This window comes from Acinetobacter sp. C32I (genome assembly GCF_023702715.1).
In the GTDB taxonomy this organism is placed as follows: Bacteria; Pseudomonadota; Gammaproteobacteria; order Pseudomonadales; family Moraxellaceae; genus Acinetobacter.
Window position 1 is genome coordinate 3,484,768 of the sequence record NZ_CP098480.1, and the last position, 18,294, is coordinate 3,503,061.

The 18,294-nt window shown below is 44.4% G+C and carries 14 protein-coding genes; 7 read left to right on the forward strand and 7 right to left on the reverse strand.

Going from position 1 to position 18,294, the window contains the following annotated elements:
• Nucleotides 1–38: 38 nt before the first annotated feature.
• Nucleotides 39–1,880, reverse strand: a complete 1,842-nt coding sequence (locus NDN13_RS16625; RefSeq protein WP_251116247.1) for a long-chain-acyl-CoA synthetase — start codon at nucleotides 1,878–1,880, stop codon at nucleotides 39–41.
• 196 nt (nucleotides 1,881–2,076) lie between these two features.
• Nucleotides 2,077–5,433, reverse strand: coding sequence for an Rne/Rng family ribonuclease (locus tag NDN13_RS16630; RefSeq protein WP_251116248.1), 3,357 nt, complete (start codon nucleotides 5,431–5,433; stop codon nucleotides 2,077–2,079).
• A 788-nt stretch (nucleotides 5,434–6,221) separates the two neighbouring features.
• Here NDN13_RS16630 and NDN13_RS16635 point away from each other — a divergent pair.
• The 4 genes from NDN13_RS16635 to NDN13_RS16650 all read left to right on the forward strand — a co-directional run bounded on the left by NDN13_RS16635 (nucleotide 6,222) and on the right by NDN13_RS16650 (nucleotide 9,260).
• Nucleotides 6,222–7,154 (forward strand): RluA family pseudouridine synthase, encoded by a 933-nt coding sequence (locus NDN13_RS16635; protein WP_251116249.1) that lies wholly within the window; start codon nucleotides 6,222–6,224, stop codon nucleotides 7,152–7,154.
• A complete protein-coding gene (locus NDN13_RS16640; RefSeq protein ID WP_251116250.1) occupies nucleotides 7,151–7,825 on the forward strand; it encodes an HAD-IA family hydrolase in 675 nt (224 codons plus the stop codon). Before NDN13_RS16635 ends, NDN13_RS16640 begins: the two co-directional genes overlap by 4 nt.
• A gap of 75 nt (nucleotides 7,826–7,900) precedes the next feature.
• Entirely contained in the window at nucleotides 7,901–8,599 is a 699-nt protein-coding gene (locus tag NDN13_RS16645) for a helix-turn-helix transcriptional regulator (RefSeq protein ID WP_251116251.1), read from the forward strand.
• Nucleotides 8,600–8,651: 52 nt separating this feature from the next.
• Nucleotides 8,652–9,260 (forward strand): glutathione S-transferase family protein, encoded by a 609-nt coding sequence (locus NDN13_RS16650; RefSeq protein WP_251116252.1) that lies wholly within the window; start codon nucleotides 8,652–8,654, stop codon nucleotides 9,258–9,260.
• A 47-nt stretch (nucleotides 9,261–9,307) separates the two neighbouring features.
• On the opposite strand, the gene NDN13_RS16655 is transcribed toward NDN13_RS16650, so the two are convergent.
• Nucleotides 9,308–10,228 (reverse strand): LysR substrate-binding domain-containing protein, encoded by a 921-nt coding sequence (locus NDN13_RS16655; protein ID WP_251116253.1) that lies wholly within the window; start codon nucleotides 10,226–10,228, stop codon nucleotides 9,308–9,310.
• A 389-nt stretch (nucleotides 10,229–10,617) separates the two neighbouring features.
• Here NDN13_RS16655 and NDN13_RS16660 point away from each other — a divergent pair, with 389 nt between their 5' ends.
• Nucleotides 10,618–11,670, forward strand: coding sequence for an MBL fold metallo-hydrolase (locus NDN13_RS16660; protein WP_251116254.1), 1,053 nt, complete (start codon nucleotides 10,618–10,620; stop codon nucleotides 11,668–11,670).
• On the opposite strand, the gene NDN13_RS16665 is transcribed toward NDN13_RS16660, so the two are convergent.
• The 3 genes from NDN13_RS16665 to katG all read right to left on the reverse strand — a co-directional run bounded on the left by NDN13_RS16665 (nucleotide 11,657) and on the right by katG (nucleotide 14,797).
• Nucleotides 11,657–12,064: a DoxX-like family protein gene (locus NDN13_RS16665; RefSeq protein WP_251116255.1), complete on the reverse strand. Its 408-nt coding sequence runs from the start codon at nucleotides 12,062–12,064 to the stop codon at nucleotides 11,657–11,659. The two genes, NDN13_RS16660 and NDN13_RS16665, sit on opposite strands and share 14 nt — an antisense overlap.
• Nucleotides 12,061–12,501, reverse strand: coding sequence for a thiol-disulfide oxidoreductase DCC family protein (locus tag NDN13_RS16670; protein WP_251118256.1), 441 nt, complete (start codon nucleotides 12,499–12,501; stop codon nucleotides 12,061–12,063). Before NDN13_RS16670 ends, NDN13_RS16665 begins: the two co-directional genes overlap by 4 nt.
• Nucleotides 12,502–12,592: 91 nt before the next feature.
• Entirely contained in the window at nucleotides 12,593–14,797 is a 2,205-nt protein-coding gene (gene katG, locus NDN13_RS16675) for a catalase/peroxidase HPI (RefSeq protein ID WP_251116256.1), read from the reverse strand.
• Between the two features lie 276 nt (nucleotides 14,798–15,073).
• Here katG and NDN13_RS16680 point away from each other — a divergent pair, with 276 nt between their 5' ends.
• Both NDN13_RS16680 and NDN13_RS16685 read left to right on the forward strand, forming a co-directional pair.
• A complete protein-coding gene (locus NDN13_RS16680) occupies nucleotides 15,074–15,274 on the forward strand; it encodes a hypothetical protein (protein WP_251116257.1) in 201 nt (66 codons plus the stop codon).
• A gap of 154 nt (nucleotides 15,275–15,428) precedes the next feature.
• Complete coding sequence (locus NDN13_RS16685) at nucleotides 15,429–15,878, forward strand: hypothetical protein (protein ID WP_251116258.1); 450 nt, start codon at nucleotides 15,429–15,431, stop codon at nucleotides 15,876–15,878.
• Nucleotides 15,879–15,956: 78 nt separating this feature from the next.
• Here the strand turns inward: NDN13_RS16685 and ptsP are convergent, their stop codons facing one another.
• Nucleotides 15,957–18,251, reverse strand: coding sequence for a phosphoenolpyruvate--protein phosphotransferase (gene ptsP, locus NDN13_RS16690; RefSeq protein ID WP_251116259.1), 2,295 nt, complete (start codon nucleotides 18,249–18,251; stop codon nucleotides 15,957–15,959).
• Nucleotides 18,252–18,294: the final 43 nt, after the last annotated feature.

Here is an 18,294-nt window from a genome sequence, read left to right on the forward strand (position 1 = left end):
AAAAAGCACGATTTCCTCTTGTTTAGCTAAAAAATAAACTAGAAACGGTATTGATAGCCCTGAATATTGTCAAAGATCTCTGTATTTACATCAGTGTAGCTGCTTGCACCCGGTAATAAAACCAGTAAACGTTCAGAAGTTTTGCTTGGATTAAAGCCATCTTCTTTCAGTTTATTCTTCTGGTATTTAAATGTGCCTGTGGTTTCAACTTTCTCTTGAACACGCAAGAACACTGGAATGGCATAAGATGGTAAGCATTTTTTGAATACATTGACCATATCGGTTAAATCTGCCTCATTGAGTGCTGCGCCATCAACCAAAGTAATCGCGGCCATACCTGCGCGACCATTGGTATTTGGAATTTCAACGCCGTAGACCACTGCTTCTACGATCTTTTCATATTCACAGACCATATTTTCGACTTCTGTGGTTGAAACGTTTTCACCTTTCCAACGGAAGGTATCACCTAAACGATCCACAAATTGGGCATGGCGGAAGCCGATGTCACGAACCAAGTCACCGGTATTGAAATAGGAGTCACCTTGGGTAAACACATCTTTCAAGATCACCGATTTGTTCTTTTCTGGGTCAGTATAGCCATCGAAAGGTGAGCGACTGGTGATTTTGCCAATCAGCAAGCCGACTTCGCCGGTCTTCACTTTCTTGCAGTGACCTTTTTTATCGCGGACCAATTCATTCTTTTCTTTGTCGAATTCAACGATTGCATACGGTGTTGGAGAGAAGCCAACGGTATTGTCAAAGTTGAAGATGTTGCTAAAACCCACGTTGCCTTCGCTTGACGCATAAAGTTCAAGCACTTCTTCGACGCCAAAACGTTCTTTGAATTTGCCCCAGATATTCGGGCGCATTCCGTTACCAATCATCTTGGTCACGCGATGCGCACGATCCTGTTCTGTGACAGGGGCATCAATCAGATAGCGACACAATTCACCGACATAACCAATTGCAGAGGCATTGAATTTTTGTACATCTTTCCAGAAGGCACTGGTTGAATATTTACGGCGTACTGCCAGTGTGGCACTGCCTGCAATCACACCACACCAGCACACCACCACACCTGTTGCGTGGTAAAGCGGTAGGGTCACATACATCACATCATCTTTACCGAGATTGAGAATATGGCCATAAGTCCCATATGCCAATGTCCAACGGCTATGCGTGAAAATTACGGCCTTTGGTAAGCCTGTGGTGCCTGAAGTGTAGATATAGAACAGCCCATCTTTCCCTGTCACAGTGCGGGTGGTCGATGGATTAAATTTTGGAAACTGGTCAATTTGTTGAGCAAGATTCACATAGCCTTGTGGTGCCGTGCCTGCATGTTTACGGGTTTCTTGATCCGCAAACCAGTGAAAACGATCTTCAGCGACTTTTAAGTCTTGGCGTGCTTCATCAATGGCAGCACGAACTTCTTCACCTGCAATGACGGCAATTGGATTGACCAAGTTGATGCTGTGTGCAAGAACTTTACCCACCTGTGAGGTATTGACGAGGGCAATCGTGACCCCGATTTTGGCCAAAGCCACAATGCTGGCAATCAGTTCAGGACGGTTTTCAACCATCACTGCAATCACATCACCTTTTTTTGCACCAAGCGATAAATAATAATGTGCAATCTGGTTTGCCCATTCATTGAGTGCTTGGTAGCTATAGCTTTGTTCTTCAAATAACAGTGCGATGCCTTGAGGGTTGCGCTTGACTGCTTTTTCAAAGGCAATACCTAAACCCGCGGGAGACGTTGGTGTTCGCAAATATGCTTGTTTAAGACCATTGAGGATATGAGGGACTTTAGTGATGAAGTTTGGAAGTCGAGTAGCAACATCACCAAGGGTAATAATATCGGTCTGCGTAGTTTGGCTCATATCAATCCTGTTTATTTTTCGATCAATCCAAGAAATGGCTATCCGTTAGAACACAACCATTCACACCATTGTTGTTAATGCTGTTTTGTAATGGTAAGTGCCTAGAGCAATCAACCTAATTTTGACAAAATAACAAAAAAGCCTAGTCATCGGAATGACTAGGCTTCGCCTTATTGAGTGCAATTTAGCAAATTACTCACTCAGCTGTGGCTTTTTTAGGTGGACGGCCACGCGGACGACGAGGGCGGCTAGATTTCTCTTTTTCCGCTTTCGCTGCTTCATCTTCTAGTTCTGCTTCTGTTGCTGCTGGCTTTTGTTCAGCTTTTTTAGCAGCTTGAACAGGTGCAACTTCTGCAACAGTTTCAGTTGCGGCCTCAACCTCAGCAATTACAGCAGGTTCAACGGCTTCAACTTCAACAGGTACAACTTCTGCTTCTGCGGCAACATCGGTACGAGCAAGTTCTAAGGGTTGTTGCTCAGGTGCAGCTACAACCGTTTCTTCTGCAACAATCGTTGTTTCTGCTGGTTTCACTTCTTCTTTCGTTTCAGTGTTTTCAACAGGTGCTGGAGCAGCAGTCGATGCAATATGTGCTTCTTTTGCTTGTTCCGCAGCAAGTTTAGCCAAACGACGACGCTCACGCGGATCATTGGCAACACGAATCGCTGCAGCTTCAGGTGGTGTTAATGCCAACACTGGCGCTGGTTCAGCTTCTTCAGTCGGCTTTTGACTTGGAAGCTCAGCATCACGTGTTACAGGACGCTTTTCTTCCTCAACCACGGTTTCTACCACTAAAGAGCTTGCATATTGTTCAGCAAACTTTTGTAGGGCACGGTTAAAGGTGGTGATCAAACCAAACTGTTCAATCAGAATGGTGCAGTCTTCACCATAGACATGACGAATCAAGCTACCCAAGGTGTATTGACCCAACGCTGGAATTTGCGATGGTGCAATTTTTGGTGCAACTGTTTTCGGAGCTGATTGATGACCACGTTGACGACGACGTGAACGTGGGTCATTGCTGGCACGTTTCACTGGTGCTTGAGCTGCCTCTTCTACAGCCGCAGCAGGTGCTTCTTTGGCAACCACAGGTTCTGCTTGAGCTGCAGGTTTTTTCTCAGCTTTTTCGACAACAGCAGCGGTTGCAACTTCTGCTTTTGTCGCTGGCGCATTGGTCTGTTGTGGCGTCAATGCAACAATTTCGCTTTGCCCTTGATCAATATTCACAACAAGTGCTGTGCTCATCGGTTCGCTACGAGGTGCATCGACCACATCCACTTTAACCTGTTGTGGATTTGTTGGTGCTTCAGTTGTCGCAGGAGCTTCATTCAATACGCTTTGATCGCGATGACGATTTGGGCGATTTGGACGTTGCTGGTTACGGTCACGACGTGGTAACGGTGCAGACTCATTGCCTTGAGCATCATGATGCTGTTGCTGGTTTTGAGACTCTTGCGGTTGTTGGCGTTTTTGTTGACGCTTTAACTCACGTTGCTCTTGGCGCTGTTCTTGACGTGACAGTTGAACCACTTCTTCATGTACTTGATTTTGTTGTTCATGTGCATGTGCGTGTTGTTCACGTTGCTCTTTGTGCTTGCGCTTCTTCTGGTTTTGATTCGGACGATGTGATTTCTCGTCTTTTTCAAAACTTTCACGTGCTTCTTGTTTCACAGGATTTTGTGAAATATAGGCATTGTTTGCTGCGGCAGGTGCAGCAGTTTCAGTCACAACAGGTGCGTTGACTTGACCAAACTGACCACGGCTTACTGCGCCATTGTTGACCATTTGCTCAATCGCGGCTGCTGCATTCTGTGCAGAACGTGATTGATCTGTGGTTTGTGCTTGTTTTTGAACAAATAAGTTCTCTAACCAAGCGCAAGGACTTGCTGACTTTTGTGTGCTTGCTTGAGTTTGTTTTGCTTGCGCAGCTTGTTGCTGAGCCGCTTTCTTCTGTGGTGCAGCAGCTTGGTTTTGTGCAGCAGGTGCATGGTGATGCTCGGCATCTTCTAAATGCCAGTCTGAAGATTCATAGCCCAGTTCTTTTTCGCTAGAACGGGTTGCTTCAGTACGTTCGTAGCTAGAAGGCGCAAAACCATCTGGATTGAACTGGATTTGGTAATGTGGTGTTTCCAAGTGCGGGTGAGGCAATACGGTCACACGTACATTTGAGGTTTGCTCTAGGTAAACTAGGCTGTGGCGCTTTTCATTCAATAAGAAGGCCGCAATTTCCACAGGGACTTCGACTTGAACTTCACCTTGACGTTCACGTAAGGCAATTTCTTCAACCTTACGCATAATTGAAAGTGAGAGCGAACGTAAGTCACGTACCATACCCGTGCCATGACAGCGTGGGCAAACGTAACCTGTCGCTTCTTCTAACGAAGGACGTAGGCGTTGACGGCTCATTTCCATCAGACCAAAACGTGACAGTTGACCGAACTGGATACGTGCGCGGTCGCTTTGCGTTGCTTCACGTAATTTCGCTTCCACCATACGCTGGTTGCGGTCTTTGGTCATGTCGATGAAGTCGATCACAACGAGACCACCGATATCGCGTAAACGCAGTTGACGTGCGATTTCTTCAGCTGCTTCTAAATTGGTATTTAATGCCGTTTCTTCAACATCATGACCACGGGTTGATTTCGCCGAGTTAATATCGATTGAAACCAAGGCTTCAGTTTGGTCAATCACGATTGAACCACCAGAAGGCAGTTTTACTTCACGTTCATAAGCCGTTTGGATCTGGCTTTCAATCCCAAAATGAGCGAATAAAGGCTCATTCAAGGTATAGGTTTTTAATTTGTCTAATTGACGTGGCATCACTGCTTTTACGAAGTTATAGGCTTCGTTATAGGCTTGTTCACTATCAATCAGGATTTCAGCCACGTCATCACGTAAATAGTCACGGATCGCACGGGTCACCACACCTGCTTCTTGATGAACCAGCATTGGTGATGGGCCAGAGCTCGCTGAACCTTGGATTTGTGCCCAAAGGTCAAGTAAGTGTTGTAAGTCGAGTTGTAACTCTTCTTGGGTACGGCCAATCCCCGCAGTACGAACGATCACGCTCATACCACGTGGCACATTTAAAGAGGCTAAAATTTCTTTCAGTTCTTCACGTACTGAACCCGAAATTTGACGGCTGATACCGCCACCTTTCGGATTATTCGGCATCAAAACTAAGTAACGGCCTGCAAGTGAAATAAAGGTAGAAAGGGCAGCACCTTTGTTGCCACGCTCTTCTTTTTCAACTTGAACCAGTAATTCAGTGCCTTCAGTAATGAGTTCACGAATATTTGAAGTTTGACGAGGGTCAGCTTTGAAATACGAGTTTGCAATTTCTCGCATAGACAAAAAGCCTTGACGCTGTGCGCCGTACTCAACGAAAACCGCTTCTAAAGACGGCTCAACGCGAGTGACATGACCTTTATAGATATTTGATTTTTTTTGTTCGCGTGTACGATTCTCTAAATCGAAATCGTAAAGACGATTACCAGTGATAAGTGCAACGCGAACTTCTTCGGCGTGGGTTGCATTAATCAACATACGTTTCATGGGTGTGACACCTAATAGTGATGCACACAAACAACAAGCCCAATATTTTTGAGCAAACATCTCATTGGCACGATCAAGACTCAGAAGCAACGTTGTGTAGGTCGCTCTGAAACCACGAACTGTAAATATCCAGTTGGGCTCTGATACGGTTATTTCGATGTCAGCAATATTGCTTCAATCTGGAATCCGTTGATATTTCATGGCATGTCTTACATCTGTGAAATATCACTAGATCCGACATAATCAAAGTTTCCTGTGCGCTTCACTGGCGGGTGAGCGGTGCATTGGATGGTGACTTTCACTGTCATTAAGCATTGAAGTCGATCCATCTGGAAGTCTCGATACGGAATGATCATCGTATCTCTGCTTGGCAGTTCCAATGCATCAACGCTTTAGCCTGAATGCGACATCAGGGAGCAAATTGTCTGATGTGGATCAGTTTACGTTTAATAACCAGCAAATTGCTGGCGACATATTTTTTCTGAACAAACTGTATGTGCTGATGCACAATTAAACGCAACAGTTTGCCATTTTGCCGATATAATAAGCCTTCGGCGTCGGCATAATTCTTTAGGACCTATCCGAGCTGTTGGTGAATATCTCATCGATTGAAAATTTTATCTAAATAAAATTTCTGATTTGATGCTCACTTACGGCGGTATCCGTGCGCTGAATATATCAAACCTTGCAGCATCTGCCTATGGGCTAAGTTTAGGTTTCTTGTGAAATAACTTAGCTAAATGATCATTTTTTAATCATATTTAGCAAATCTTGGATTAATCGAGCGTATGAATTCTACACAACAATGGCAAAGTGTCACTTGGTTTGACGTGGATGAGCATCAAGACGGGCAGCGAATAGATAATTTTTTATTTACCCGATTAAAAGGTGTACCGAAGAGTCGAATCTATCGTTTGATTCGTGAAGGACAAGTACGCGTAAACAAAAAAAGAATAAAAGCAGAAACACGTTTAAACATTGGCGACCAGATTCGGGTTGCGCCAATCCGCTATGAACAAAAGGATGAAACTGCGGCACCAGTCAGTGATGGCGTGGCACAAAGCCTACTCAGCCGTGTGGTGTATGAAGATGAAGGGTTATTAGTTGTCAATAAACCTTCAGGGATTGCCGTGCATGGCGGCAGTGGTGTGGCCTATGGCTTGATTGAGGCCATGCGTGCTGCAACAGGTAAAAAATATCTGGAACTGATCCATCGGATTGACCGTGATACTTCTGGCTTGGTGATGATCAGTAAAAAGCGCAGCACCTTAAAATTACTGCAAGACTTATTGCGTGAGCATAAAATCCAAAAAACCTATGCGGCAATTGTCAAAGGTCAAGTGAGTCTGGATCAGCAAATGATTGATGCGCCGTTATTGCGTTATGAGCTGGCCAATGGTGAACGTCGTGTCCGTGTCACTAAAGAGGGGAAGCCGAGTAAGACAGATTGGAAAGTGGTTGAGCGTTTTAAAGCCGCGACTTTGGTGCATGCATCACCGCTTTCGGGGCGTACCCATCAAATTCGTGTGCATGGTCTCAGTATTGGTCATCCTTTAGTTGGGGACGATAAATATGGGCACAATACGGCCTATACCGGTCCAGAAGCACGCCGTTTGTGCCTACATGCCATGCGTTTAGACATTCCCAATTATCCAAGCATTGAAGCGCCTATGCCTGAAGATATGCAACAGGTGATCGATCAGTTGAGAAAGCAGAAATGAGTCAAAATATCGAACTGGTGATTTTTGATTGGGATGGCACCTTATTCGATTCGGTTGGGCAAATCGTGGCAAGCTTGCAATATGCAGCACAGCAATTTGAACAACCGCTGACGGATGATGCGGCAAAAAGTATTATTGGCCTCGGCTTACCCGAAGTCATGCAAATCCTGTTTCCACAAGTTCCGCATTTACAGCAAGATATTTTGCAATGTTATGCAGATCACTATGTGGCAAACTCCAAAGGGGATGCGTGGTTTAGCGGTGTTGCTGAGCTGCTCACTGATCTAAAACAGCAAGGTTTAAAGCTCGCAGTGGCAACAGGCAAAAGCCGTAAGGGCTTAGACCGTGTTTTGGCACAAACCAATAGTGATGAGATCTTTGATATTACCCGTGCAGCCAGTGAAACCAAATCCAAACCAGACCCGCTGATGTTGCAGCAAATTTTGACTGAACTGGATGTCGCTGCTGACCGTGCTGTTATGGTGGGGGATACCAGTTATGATTTGGAAATGGCGCAAAATCTGAATATGCCACGGATTGGTGTGAGTTATGGGGTGCATAGCATTGAAACCTTGCAGCAATTTCAGCCACTCACCATCGCGCACAATGTGCAGGAGCTGCATGCTTATTTGCAAAGTGTGCTGAATGTGGCAGCCTTAACCGAGAGTTAATCCATCCACATCATATGAAACGACAATGATGGGAGTGTTCGCATTCCCATCATCCATAATAACAATAGGGACAACATGAGCCGTTCAATCCGTTTGCTCAATCTATTACAGCTGCTTAGAGAATATCGCTATCCCGTGACCGCACAGGTGTTGGCTGAGCGTTTGCAGATCAGTCAGCGTAGTGTCTATCGTGATATCGAAACTTTGCGTGAACAGGGCGTATGTATTGATGCTGCTGCAGGATTAGGGTTTCAACTGAAACAAGATTTTCTGCTTCCGCCGATGACATTGAATGAAACTGAGATCGAAGCGATTTTTTTGGCGCTGAATTGGTTGAATGATATTCCTGATCTGGCTTTGAAATCGGCCTCAACTTCGGTATTGGCAAAGCTCAATGCGGTACTGCCTGAGCATTGTCAGCAGCAACTTGAACAAACCACTTTAAGATCGATCAATGTCTGGTTACCTGTCGATGAAACATTGGTGGAGCAAGTGCGTTTGGCGATTCGTCAGCAAGTCAAAATCTTGGTTGATTATGCCGACGAACAACAACGCGTCAGTTCTCGTATTTTGTGGCCATTTGCGTTAGGTTATTTTAATGATCGGATTGTGTTAGCGGCATGGTGTGAGCTACGTAAAAGTTTTCGTCACTTCCGTATTGATCGGATTCGGGCGCTGAACTTGAGTCAGGAGCTGTACCCGCAATTCAAACAACAGTTATTTCAGCAATGGTGGGCACAGGAAATGTGTCGTGACACTACTGACAAAAACTGACAATCAAAACAATTACATTGAAATAAGAATAACTCACCAAGGAAATATCAAAATGGCACTTAAACTTTATACCAATAGTTTTTCACGTGGCGTCGTTGTTGACTGGCTGCTGATCGAGCTTGGCATTGAATGCGAGCGTATTGAGGTTGCTTTTCAAACTGAGATGAAAGCGCCTGAATATTTAAAAATCAATCCATTTGGCAAAGTACCCGTATTGGTCGATGGTGATGTGGTGGTGTATGAACTTGATGCAATTTGTGCTTATTTAGCCGATAAATTTGCGGATAAAGGCTTGGCACCCGCACTGAATGATCCAAAGCGTGGTCTATATTATCGCTGGTTATTCTTTATTTCTGGGCCTTGGGAAGCTGCTTCAACCAATAAAATGCTCGGTGTTGAGGTGAAACCCGATCAGAAAGGCTCTGTGGGGTATGGTGATTATCAAGATGCTTATAATGCCTTTGTGCAAGGTCTTAGTGAAGTTGATCCCTATTTATGTGGTCAGCAATTTACGGCCGCGGATGTCACGGTTGCTGCAATGTTATTTTGGCAGCTAAAAATGGGTGATATTGCATCACACCCTGTAATTGAGCACTATTTAGAAAACATTAAACAGCGACCAAGCTATCAGAAATTTGCTGAATTTTTTAGTAATGCTTAAGCTGAACGTCTATTCGTTCAATAAAAAAGCCGATTCGTTCGGCTTTTTTATATTCGCGGTTCAGATTTGAGATCGTTGATGTGATCGAATGCAAATACACGTTGAATTTCTTCAATGAACTGTTGTGTTGCATCACTTGGGTTCTGTTTGGGATAGCTGATAAACACATCCAGACAGGGCAGCGGGTGGCTGAGAGCTCTGACAACGATTTGGTCGGTGGCTAGCGCTTGGATATAGGCGGGTAAAATGGCACAACGCTGCCCTGAATGCACCGCTTGAATCGCTTCGGCAATGTTGTTGGCTTCATCGATGCTTTGAAAATGAATCTGCTGCTGTTTAATGTATTGGGTAATGATTCGGGCCAAAGGCTGAGACAGCTTATGCGTTAAAATGGTCAGGGGTATATCCTGTAATTGGGCAATGTTGATCTGTGCATGTTGTGCCAAAAGATGTTGTTTCGGCAGCATAAACACCAAAGCCTCTTTGAGTACCAATTGACTTGAAAATGCGTCATTTTCAAATTTTTGATTAATAAAAATCAGGTCTAAATCACCCTTTTTAAGCTTGTTGATTTGATCGCTTTCTTTGAGATTGAGCGTTCGAATTTGCAGTTTGGGCAGGCGGACTCTTAAACGTGGCAAGATATAAGGGAAAATGCGAATTTCAGCAGAGGGCACAAAACCGATTTTTAAGCATTGCACTTTGGCCGCAGCAACCTGCCGTGCCATAGTGACCGCTTTGTCTGCCTGTGTTAGGGTCAGGCGAGCTTGTTCGAGGAACACCTGACCTTCATCGGTTAATTCCACTTTACGCTTGGTACGATGTAACAGTTGCACACCGACATCATCTTCAAGGTCTTTGATTTGCTGGCTGAGAGAGGGTTGCGCCGTGTGTAGTTTGAGAGCAGCTTTACTGAAACTGAGCTCTTCAGCAACGGTAATGAAATAGCGTAAATGACGTAATTCCATAAGATGGGCCTAAGAATGTCTTATTATTGTTTTGCTGATGATCATGAGAAAATCATACGTTTGGCGCATTATATCTGAGCTTGTTTTATATACAATATGCTTTTTTCTAAAATATAAAAAATAGCGCAAAAGAGGTGGTTTCTGCTTTGGACTGAATTGTCAGCATGCCTTATTAATTCGGTAAAATTGTGTTGACTCGGCACGAGAAAATCAACATAAGAGATAAGCTTATGTTAGGATCAAAGACCAATGTTAGAAACTGGAATAAAACGAGAACAGTAAAAAAATCATCATGATTTAAAAGACTATCGCGTTCACAATAATCCAGAGATGACACAGGATCTACCTCAGCCACCTCATGCGATGAGACTCCACCAAAGAAGACCTACATGAAAGATAAGCCGACATTAACCTATCAATTGCCGACACAATCTTGCTTGAGCCATACTTGGGGGAAACCTCCTTTTCCACATGAGGCTTCTGATCATTGTGGGATTGACCGCTTCTATAATTTGCAGAAACCGTTAACGCCTTTCGATCGTAAGGGATTGCTAAAGTGGTTAGCGACGCGACAGTCTTCTACCTGGAAGGTGGACCGTTCACATGAATGGACCTTGCGTAACCACATGCTGGAGCTACCGCAGAATCGACCACATGCCGATTTAAATGACTGGCAAATTTGGTTTGTAGGGCATGCGACGGTGCTTATTCAGATCGGCGCTTATAATTTCCTGACTGATCCGGTCTGGTGTGAGTATGTCAGTCCGAAGCAGGGCAATGGCCCACGCCGTGTCTGTCCTGCGGGGATTGCCCTAGAACACCTCCCAACCATTCATGGGGTGTTGCTAAGCCACAATCATTATGATCATATGGATTTGGCGACTTTAGAATGGTTACATCAAAAATTCGAAATGCCGATTTATACGGGCTTGGGCAATGGCTATTATTTGCCAAAGCACTTACATGTGATTGAGATGGATTGGTGGCAGGAAATTCCATTTCATGATGAATTGAAGATTGCCTATACACCTGCACAGCATACCTCTGGGCGAGGGGTTCGAGATCAGAATCGGGCGCTGTGGGGCGGCTTTTCTTTGCTTGCCAAAACAGGCCACTGTTTCTTTGCGGGTGATACCGGTTATGCAGCGCACTTTAAGCAGATCCATGAGCGTTATGGCGATGCGCGAGTAGCGTTATTGCCGATCGGCGCTTATGAACCACGTATGCTCATGCGTTATGTGCATATGAATCCACAAGATGCATTTCATGCCCATTTAGATCTGCATGCCCATCGTTCCTTGGCGATTCATTATCGAACTTTTCAACTGACCGATGAAGATCGTGATGCACCTGAGCATGAACTGCAGCAAGCCATGAAATCCTCTTCAAAATTGGTCAATCCGTTTTATTGTATTCGTGAAGGCCACTTTATTCGTGCTTAGCATTTTGTAGTGCTTTGATACACCACAGTGAAATCACAGAAAGGCTTGCAAGTGCCATATTCATGACCACAGGGTTAAAGGCCTGATAGGTTTGATTGGGATAAATCAACAAAACGCAAATAAAGAGTCCTATCAGGCTAATAATACTGAGCCAATGCAAATATTTATGCGTTAAAAATAAAAACAGACTACCAAAAATGATCTCGGCAAGACCAGACAAGGAAATCATCCAGCCAATATAAGGCGTAGGCATATGGAGTTGCTGCCAAACATACTGTTCACCTTCAACCTGAAATATGAGTTTGGGAATCAGCCCCTGATATATCCAAAGGACGGCAATAATCCACTGACAAAACCTTAGGATCTGTTGAATCGTTTGGTTTTGGCTATTCATGTTAAGACTTCATCCAATAGAAAATGCTGCTGGGTTTCAGGCGTCACTCGATAGCATTGCTCGGTTTGACCAAATAGGCGGTAGCGATTTAAGGCGATACGACGATAAGCAAAATCTCGGATGGTTTGAGGCACAACACGGGCATATTTCAAGCTGCGATAAGGGAAATCCAGTCGCTGCATAATACGAACAAAGGCCGTCGATTCGGTATAACATTGACCATTTTCCAGTAAGACCATTGTTTCAAAATGATCAGTAGGAAGATGGCAATAGGTGAGGAGTTGCTGTCCGATATTGGATTGCACTGAAACCAGTTTGAATTGGCAGTGTTGGTCATGCTTGATCATGAAATCTGCCCATGCTGAGCACAGCACACACACGCCATCGAACAAGATAATATTATGGCTTTGAATCAGTTGCTCTAATTGATTTTGCATCATTGTTGTTCTAATCATCTGAATTGATTTTATTGACTGCAAAAAAAGAAGACCCTTTGCAGGATCTTCATCTTAAAGCTTATTTTAGGGCTTATGCAAGATCAAAACGGTCTGCATTCATGACTTTAACCCATGCTTTAACAAAGTCTTTGACAAACTTTTCTTTATTGTCGTCTTGTGCATAAACCTCTGCATAAGAACGTAAAATCGAGTTTGAACCAAACACTAGATCTACACGGCTCGCAGTCCATTTAACAGCACCACTGTTACGCTCAACGATGTCGTAGCTATTACGACCTGTTGGTTTCCAGTTGTATTGCATATCCGTTAAATTTACGAAGAAATCGTTGCTGAGTACCCCAACACGATCCGTCAAGACGCCTTGAGGATTGTTGCCATAGTTGGCACCCAATACACGTAAGCCGCCGACCAATACCGTCATTTCAGGAGCAGTTAAGCCCATGAGTTGTGCACGGTCCAATAATAATTCCTCTGGTGTTGCAGAATAATGCTGCTTTTGCCAGTTGCGGAAACCGTCATGCAGTGGCTCTAAAGGTTCAAATGAATAGACATCCGTTTGTTCCGCTGTAGCATCACCACGACCTGCTGCAAATGGAACCGTAATTTGTACGCCTGCTTTATGCGCCGCTTGCTCAACCGCAGCCGTACCACCCAATACGATTAGATCAGCGATACTGACTTTTTTAGTTAAACTCGCTTGGATGGATTCCAGTACGTTCAACACTTTTTGTAAGCGTTCAGGCTCATTGCCGATCCAGTCTTTTTGCGGTGCTAAACGGATACGTGCGCCGTTGGCACCACCACGATAATCAGAACCACGATAAGTACGTGCACTGTCCCAAGCGGTGCTAATTAAATCTGCGGCAGTTAGACCACTTGCAAGTAATTTTGCTTTGAGTTCAGCAATTTCTGCATCCGTTAAGGTGTAATCTACAGTTGGAATTGGATCTTGCCAAATGAGATCCTCAGCAGGCACATCTGTACCTAAGTAGCGGCTCTTTGGTCCCATATCACGGTGGGTGAGTTTAAACCAAGCACGTGCAAACACTTCTGCCAAATAAGCAGGTTCACGATAAAAGCGTTCAGAAATTTTGCGATATTCAGGATCAATTTTGAGTGCCATATCGGCATCGGTCATGATTGGGTTGCGACGTACATTCGGGTTGTGTGCATCTACAGGTTTATCTTCTTCTTTGATATTGATAGGTTCCCACTGATGTGCGCCCGCAGGACTCTTGCGCAGTTCCCAATCATAGCTGAACAATAAATAGAAGAATTCATTATCCCATTTGGTTGGATGTGTGGTCCACGCACCTTCGATACCACTAACCATGGTGTTTTCAGCATTCCCTGTACCCGCCGAGTTGTGCCAGCCCAAGCCTTGGAATTCAACATCTGCACCTTCAACATCCGCACCCAGATTTTCCGCCTTACCATTACCATGAGCTTTACCCACCGTATGACCACCTGCGGTCAACGCCACGGTTTCTTCATCATCCATACCCATGCGGTCAAAGGTCGTACGCATATCTTGTGCCGTGCGTAACGGGTCTGGAACGCCATCAACGCCTTCAGGGTTGACGTAAATCAAGCCCATTTGTACTGCAGCGAGAGGATTTTCAAGTGAGCTACGGTCTTGGTCATTTTCATAACGGTTTTTAGTGGCATCTAACCACTTATGCTCACTGCCCCAGTACACATCTTTTTCTGGATGCCAGATGTCAAGGCGACCACCAGCAAAACCAAAGGTTTTTAAACCTGCGACGTCATAAGCAACGGTTCCCGCAAGGACAATCAAGTCCCCCCATGAGATTTTGTTGCCATATTTGCGCTTGATCGGCCAAAGTAAACGACGGCCTTTATCGGTATTGACGTTATCTGGCCAGCTATTCAAGGGTGCAAAACGTTGGTTACCTGTATTGGCACCGCCACGCCCATCTTGTTTACGGTAGCTTCCTGCAAGATGCCAAGCGGTACGTACCATCATGCCGATATAACTGCCCCAATCGGCAGGCCACCAGCTTTGACTGGTATTAATCAGTTCACGTAAATCTTGTTTGACGGCTTCGAGATCTAATTCTGAAAAGGCTTTGGCATAATCGAAGTCTGGATCCATTGGATCGGTTTTATGATCATGTTGACTTAAAATATCGAGATTTAAGGCATTTGGCCACCATGCCATTGGGCCACTACTGATCTCTGTATTGCCACCGTGTAGAACAGGACATTGTCCCGAAGAAGTTGTATTGGTTTTTAATGTGTCGTCTTGGCTCATGTTCTATCTCCATCATGATGACTCGTGAACCAAGCCACCCTGACTGTCTATTACCGTTCTAAGAGATGAATGTGGAACTGGATCAAGTGCAAAATGGGTATCGAAAGGTCAGATGCCTAAATGGATTTGCAATGATAAAGTTCGCATCCTTTGTATTTTTACTCTAGGTTGATGAAAGCTTTTTTTCCAATGGATTAAAGTTGATGTCATAAATGCTTTATTCGATTGAAGCTGTCTAAATCTTAAACATGAGCTATGCATTTGTGGATATGAAAAATGTTAAAAAAAGATAAAAGCCAAATAAAAAATAAAGACTTACTGCCTTGCTTGGTTTTAGGGGGAGTGAATATCGGTTTGGATTTAGTGATTGTAAAAACTCTATGTTGTGTTGAAATAAAAGCCGATTTTACCTGTTGGAGTTATGTAAAAAGGCCTAGATCGGTTTCAATTATGGTTTTTGCTGTGTCTTTAATTTGATCTCCTTATTGCGTGAGTACAGTTAAAATGCTGGGATTTTTCAGCCTACTTTGCTTGGTATCAGAAGGCAGGGGCTCAGTAGCAAATATGTAAACCCTTAAGATTTTTGCGCTTGCTATGTTATTTTGGGCTTTTATTTGGAGAGCTGAAAAGAATGAAAAAATTAGCATTGAGTTTCGGGTTATCTTTAACTGTTTTAGCAGGTTGTACTTCCATGCCACAAAAAGATGAGATTAAGGCAAATTCCTTGAAGGTTGAGTTTGTTGGGCAAGGTGCTTATGCAGTTGCGCCACAGCAGGGCACAGTGAGCCTATATGCCGTGGACAGTCAGATTGCAGATGTGCCTGCAACCTTGATTCAGCAGCAAAAAGTTCAAATCTCTCAAGTGCCATTTACAGTTGATTTTACTGTGCCTGCGGATCACCGTCAGCGCATTCAGCCGCCAGTCCGTGAGGATGCGCAAATCAAATATTATGTCACGTGGCAATCGGATGCCAAGAATTTAACTGGCAAAGATGCGATTGTGATTGATTATGATCGTCAATTTCCAAGCGTGACCTTGAATGGTGGCAAACAACAGATTTACCTGCGCTCAGCAAAATAAGCCTATGTATTGAAGAAGGGCGATCTTGTTGAAAGTATCGCCCTTTTTTATGTTTGGTCTTAGATCACAATGTCTTGTTTAGACATTGAGCATACGATTGGATTTGACCATATCGGCAAGACCATGGGTTTTGAAATAATGTTCAAGCCAACTTTTAATCACCAGTGGATTGTTCATTTGCAGCACATCATCCAACAGTTTTTTGGCATCACTCATCGGCACATGACAAATCGCTTTGCGTACTCTGAGAATGTTGCTTGAGCTCATGGAAAGGGTATTAAAGCCCATTGCCATCAGTAGAATGGCTGACAATGGATCACCCGCCATTTCACCACAGACACTGACTGGTTTTTGATGTTCGTGGCAGTCTTGTACCAAACGTTTTAAGGCACGTAATACCGATGGGTGGAAATGCGAGTAGACGTTGGCGACATGCGGATTGTTCCGATCGACTGCCAGTAAGTACTGGGTTAAATCGTTAGAACCCACCGAGAAGAAATCAACCAGTTCGGCAAACTCATCAATCTGTAACAGTACACTTGGTACTTCAACCATAATCCCGATTTTAGGTTTGGTGATTTTGACTTGCTCTTCTTCTTGTACCGCAATCCAGTCACGTTCTAACAGATACAGCACTTCTTCGACTTCGCTGACACTGGTCACCATTGGCAATAAGATATGCAAATTATTCAGACCAATACTGGCTTTCAGCATGGCACGAATTTGTGCAGAGAAAATTTCAGGATGATCAAGGGTAAAGCGTAAGCCACGCCAACCCAAAGCCGAGTTTTCTTCTTCGATACTGAAATAAGGCAAGTCTTTATCCGCACCAATATCGAGGGTACGCATAATCACAGGTTTGTTGGCAAAATGGCTGAGCTGTTGGCGATAGATGGCGCGTTGTTCTTCTTCGCCTGGAAAGCGTTCACGTAGCATGAACGGAATTTCACTACGATAGAGTCCTACACCTTTGGCGCCACGTTGTACACCACGAACCACATCAATCATCAAACCAGTATTGACGAATAAAGGAATTGACACGCCATCTGGGGTAATTGCATCTTTGGTTTCGTATTGCTTCAAATCTTTGGCGATTTGCTCTTCTTCTTTTTGCACTTCTTTATAACGTTGACGTAGACGACGCGGTGGATTGACGAAAACACGGCCTTGATAGGCATCCACAATCATTTCGATATCATCCAGCGTGGTAATCGGTAACTCGGTTACCCCGACCACGGTTGGAATGCCCAAGGCGCGTGCAACAATCACCATATGTGAGTTGGCCGCACCCTCAGAAGTGACAATCGCCGCAATATTATCCACGGGTAATTCCACCAAGGCTGCGGTGCTGATCTCTTCGCCAATCAAAATGCTGTCTGGGCTGAGTTCACGGTGACTGGTATCATTTTCTTGCAAGCAAGCCAAGATTCGACGCCCAAGATCTTTCAAATCAGAGACACGTTCGCGCAGGTAGTCATCTTCCATTTGGGCAAACAGTGCCACATGTTTGTCGATGACTTTGCGTACAGCCCCCTGTGCCCAACTGCCGACCCGAATATGATCTTTAATTTCGCTCGGTAGTGCATTTTCATCTAGCATACGTAAGAACACGCTAAATAAGGCGCGTTCTTCTGACATGAGTGAATCTTGCATTTTGTCATCTAAAGATTGGATCTCAAGACGAACTGCTGCAATGGCTTGATCGAGTAATTCTAATTCATCGCTGATGTCTTCTGCTTCACGGTCAGGAATTGCAGCGAGATCAGCAGGGGGGTAAAGAACGATGGCACGACCTAAGGCCACACCGCCTGCACCCGACACGCCTTGGAAGGTTTTATAGCTGGGGCCATTGCTGGGTTTACGGAATACATCAATGTTGCCCACCGCATGTGCATGAGCGATCACACCAGAAAGCTGTGCGCACAAGGTCACTAAAAAGGATTCGGCCGCTTCACTAAAATCTTGTGATTCTTTATTTTGAACCACTAATACACCCATCACCTTACGGCGATACATGACTGGAACGCCAAGGAAGGAGTTAAACAGCTCTTCACCTGTTTCAGGTAGATAAGCAAAGCGCTCATGTTTAGGGGCATTGTCGAGGTTGACGATTTCTTCACGTTGACCAACCAAGCCAACCAAACCTTCGCCGACACTGAGTGATACCGTGCCAACCGCCTCGGGTTTTAATCCTTTAGAGGCCATCAACACGTAGCGACGATTACGTTCGTCCAATAAATAAATTGAACAGACATCGACATGCATGGCATCGGCCACATGATTGACCATAATGTCCAAGGAATCATGCAAACTGACGGACGCATTGATTTCTTGCACAATGCGTCTAAGCGTGTCGAGTTGCATGTTTGACATGGATGTTTACTCCAATTTATTGAATCGTTATAGGCCTAGTTAT